The 4,638-nt window shown below is 38.2% G+C and carries 5 protein-coding genes; all 5 read right to left on the minus strand.

Annotated features, from left to right (window positions below; translation table 11 throughout):
- Nucleotides 1–61: 61 nt before the first annotated feature.
- Complete coding sequence (locus tag PHC29_08590; protein MDD5109534.1) at nucleotides 62–1,060, minus strand: kinase; 999 nt, start codon at nucleotides 1,058–1,060, stop codon at nucleotides 62–64.
- Nucleotides 1,061–1,063: 3 nt separating this feature from the next.
- The gene (locus PHC29_08595) at nucleotides 1,064–2,035 is read right to left on the minus strand and encodes an NAD(P)-dependent oxidoreductase (GenBank protein MDD5109535.1); all 972 of its coding nucleotides are present in this window, start codon (nucleotides 2,033–2,035) and stop codon (nucleotides 1,064–1,066) included.
- Between the two features lie 75 nt (nucleotides 2,036–2,110).
- Nucleotides 2,111–3,199, minus strand: a complete 1,089-nt coding sequence (locus PHC29_08600) for a radical SAM protein (protein ID MDD5109536.1) — start codon at nucleotides 3,197–3,199, stop codon at nucleotides 2,111–2,113.
- Between the two features lie 41 nt (nucleotides 3,200–3,240).
- Entirely contained in the window at nucleotides 3,241–3,765 is a 525-nt protein-coding gene (gene rfbC / locus PHC29_08605) for a dTDP-4-dehydrorhamnose 3,5-epimerase (protein MDD5109537.1), read from the minus strand.
- A gap of 1 nt (nucleotide 3,766) precedes the next feature.
- The coding region (locus PHC29_08610; protein ID MDD5109538.1) for an NAD-dependent epimerase/dehydratase family protein at nucleotides 3,767–4,638 on the minus strand (872 nt) is incomplete at its 5' end.

Consider the following 4,638-nt stretch of genomic DNA (forward strand, 5'->3'; position numbering starts at 1 on the left):
AACTGCTTGTAAACGCTCTCCTTTGCCACCGCATAGAACCACCACATCTATATTTTTCATTTTAATAGAAATCTTGCGTAGAATACATAATAACCTGACTTCCTAGTTTTTCGAAAGTAAAAGGAACGTGGAGAATATTTTTTAACTTTTCTTTTATCTTAATTTGAACTGCCGGTTCAGCAAATAAAAGGATAAATCCTCCACCTCCGGCACCCAACAGTTTTCCCCCGAGTGCTCCGGCTTTGCGGGATATATCATAAATAGAATTGATTTCATCTGAAGAGATCATCGGTGTAAGACTGCGTTTAATCAACCAGGATTCATGCAATAATTTCCCAAAATCCTTAATATCACGGGTTTGACTGTTAAGTATATCTATAGCTGCATCTACCATGCCCTTTATTTCCTGGAGTTCTTTTTTTAATTCCGAAGTTTTTCTAATCTGCTCCCCGGCTATGTCAGAGGCATTTCTTGAAAAACCGGTAAAAAACAACATTAGGTGAGTCTGGAATAGATCTATTCTTTCGCGAGGAATAGTTACTGGATAGACATAAAATACATCGTCTCCGCCAAAATCAATTTTATTTAAACCGCCAAAAGCTACTGCAACCTGATCCTGGGCCCCAACATTCTCTTTAATCAAATTATGCTCCACATAAATTGCATCACGCGCTAATTGCCTTTTGGAAGACATTTTTCCTTTAAGCGCATTTAAAGCCTGTAAAAAACCAACCGTAAAAGCAGAGCTTGAACCAACGCCCGACCTTGCGGGAATATCACTGGTATGCACCATTTCGATTCCATGTCCGACGTTCATAAATCTTATGCATTCGCGCACTGAAGGATGTTTAATTTCATCAACAACCTGCACCTCCTCGCGCTCAACATACCTTATGCGATATTTATGGTTAAAAAACGGCGGAAGATACCTGCAGCTAATATAACAATATTTATTTATTGTCGTACTTAGGACCGATCCCCCGTTTTTATCATACCAGGCGGGATAATCAGTGCCTCCCCCAAAAAAAGAAATCCTTAAGGGTGTGCGGGTAATAATCATAATTTAAACCTTCTTAGTCGGTAACATATAGGTTTGACGGTACCAGGACATAGTCTTGGCAATGCCTTCCCGGATATCTGTTTTGGCTGTAAAATTCAATAGTTTCTTAGCTTTATTTACGTCAATTAATCTTACCGGAATCATTGAAGGCTTAGAAGCATCGTATTCTATGCAGGCATCCTCATAACCTTCGATTTCCAGCGCCATCCGCAGGATCTCTTTTAGGCTGTAAGCTTTTCCCTGAGCAATATTAATCGCATCGAAAGAATCTATTTTTTCCGCAGCCAACAGCAAACCTTCGATAAAATCATCGATATAGATTAAATCCCGGATATCATCGCCGGTGCCCCAAATTTTAATAGGATTATGCCGTTCGACTACCTTTCTTAACGTAGCTGCCATCATATGGGAAGTTGCAAAATCAAAATCATCATAAGTTCCGTATATGTTTGAAGGCCGAACAACAACACAAAGCATAGGGTTCTTAAGTTTCTCCGAATAAAGCCGGCATAAGATTTCGGTAAACCTCTTCATCCAAGCAACACCAAAATAAATATCATAGGGATCAGCCTCAAACATCTCTTCTTCTTTAACCGGACGGTCAGCTGAAGGCGGATAAGCAGCGTTACTGCTTAAAAAAATAAATTTCTTAACTCCGGCTAAATAGGCAGCTTCAAGCATTTGAGAATTCATTATTATGTTAGGCGTTACATGCACAAGAGGAGTAGTTGCAATTACTGCAGCACCCGAAGTATTTGCCGCGCACATAAATACATAGTCCATGCCCGAAACTGCTTTTTTGCAATCATCCATATTAAGTAAATCACACTTGATATATTCTATTCTTTTATCGATAATAACCGGATCTTTCTTATGGATAGTAGCCCTAAGATTTGCTCCCATAAAGATAAGCTTTTTAATCAAATTAGCTCCTATAAAACCAGCCCCTCCTGCTACTACAATATTTTTTTTCATGAATACATTTTCAGTCATTTTTATACAATCCTTTTTACTTTTGCTGTTACTATGATGACTATCTTACTTGCTTGTTCAACAAATAACCCCATAACCCATTGCGCAAAGGCAGCATTCATTAGGCAGTTTGTTTTCATATAAGGACTTCCTGAAGTTAACGGATGGCTTATCCATCCAAACTTTTCGTGCATCTCCATTGATCACATTTCCCCAAATTACTTGTTCGGTAATTCCTGTTTTATCAAGTAATGTTATCCTGGTATTCTTCGACAAGTTAACGCAAGGCACAATATTACCTTCTATGTCGATATACATGATATTCAAAGAAGGGCAACCTTTTGGGGTAAGCTTAGTTTCCCGGTGGCTTAAATATATCCCCACTGATTCAGCTTTATCCTTAGCTTTACGCAGCAATTCATCTACTTCCATTATTCCGCTTTCCGAATAAAGACAGTCACCCGTCATTTTTTGATCATAGGAAATAAAACCTGTGATACCAATGGCAGTTACACCTAAATCATTGCAAAAATCAATATAATCCATAATTTCATTGATATTAGATCTATGCGCAACAAAATTAGCCACAATCTTCACTTGGTTCCTGCCTTTTTCTTTAAGCATTTTACAATTCCTAATAATTTTATCAAAATCTACGCCGGATTTAAAAGATTCGACCGTTTCCTTCTTACAGCCGTCAAGAGAAAGAGAAAAAGTATATATTCTGCGCTTTAAAAGCTTATCAATACAATCCTCATCAAGCAACATACCATTAGTATTAATGTGTATGCGCGCATCCTTATCCACTTTCTGGATTAGATCTACCATATCGAAAAAATTCGGGTGGAATAATGCTTCCACCGATGCGAAATTTACATCACCAACCGTTTTAATTAAAGCAGAGGTTTTCTGTATAATCTTTTCAAAAAAATCATAGTCCATGAATTTTTTAGCGGGATTAATCTGGGCTTTAAGATAACAATGCTGACATCTGATATTACAAGTATTCATTATTTCTATAGTAATAGATTTCGGACATTGATACTCGAACGGGTATTTATTCCTAATAAACTGGACTCTTTTATCATTGTAATATTTAACTGTCTCAGCTAATCCGTTCTCCCTGTAATAACGTATTAACCTGCTCACTTTCTTTCTTAAGCCCATTCAATCTTCCTTCCGCTTATCTTAAACCAAGTCTGCACGCTTTATTTAACTGAAGATACGTTAATATCTTTATCTCTTAATGATAATATCGGATTTTTAACCGGCCAACGGATTTTTAGCTTAGGATCATTCCAAGCTATTGTAAACTGGCCGGGGCGGTCATAATAAGTTGATTGCTTGTAATGAAATATTGCCTGTTTGCTTAAAACTAAATGGCCGTTACCGAATTTCGCAGGTACCAGGACTTGTAATCTGTTATTTTCAGATAAAGTAAATGATTCCCATTTCCCGCATTGTTCAGAATTCTTATCCCAATTGACCACAACCAGGTAAAATTCTCCGTAAAGACATGATATCAGTTTCCAGGTTTTACTATCCCCGTGAATGCCCCGTAAAACATTCTTTTTCGATACCGAAATATCATCCTGGATAAAATCCACATTTATTCCCGCTTCTTTATAAAGCTTCTCATTATAAGTTTCCACGTAAACTCCGCGGTGGTCTTTAAAAATTGTCGGCGGCTTGATTAAAAGAACGCCTTCGAGCTTGGTTTTAGTTATTTCCATATTAATCCTTAAAATAATTTTTCTTCTTTAAATATTCTTCCTGGTGGCCGGTAAACCAATTCCAGGTTTCTTTTAAACCATCTAGTAATAAAGTAGACGGATTATAATCGATGGTTTTTTGGGCCAGAGAAATATCCATGACCCTCTTCGGAAAACCCGATGATTTGGTAGTATCAAATTTATAATTAAAATTTAAGAATGACTTCAGCGTTTCTACTAATTCTTTTATCGATACCCCCTTGCCGCTTCCCAGGTTAACAAAACCGGAATTTGTTCCGTGATGGAGCGCAAGGATCACTCCTTCGGCCACATCACGGCTATAGGCAAAATCCCTAACCGCTGTTCCATCCCCCCAGATCAGAACAGGGTCCTCTTTTTGATAGATCCTCTGCATCAAAGAAGGAATCACCATAGCATTATTGGGGTCGAAATTATCTCCCGGTCCATAGACATTACAGGGCCTGACTATCGCAAAATTATTCAAATCGTACTGTATTTTATAAGCCTGAACCTGAAGTTCAGCCATCCGTTTTGCCCACCCCGGAAACATGTCCATCGGAGCCCCCTCGTTTCCTTCTGATTCGCGAAAAACTTCAGCGCTTTTATACGCTCCTATAGAACTGGTATATACAACCTTTTTTACTTTGTTTACCCGGCAAGCCTCAAGTACATTGGTATTAAACATTAAAAGCGGCACAAAAAAACTGGCGGGCTTAGACTTGGTAACCTCAATTGACCCCTTGATCCCGGCTAAATGAAAAACAAAATCCGTATCTCTAGTTAATTCTCTGCAGGAATTAAAATCGGTAAGATCACAAAAAATATGCTCGGCCCGGGCATCAACATTTACCCTATCAAGAGATACTATGCGAA

Source organism: Candidatus Omnitrophota bacterium (genome assembly GCA_028712255.1).
GTDB lineage: Bacteria > Omnitrophota > Gorgyraeia > Gygaellales > Profunditerraquicolaceae > UBA6249.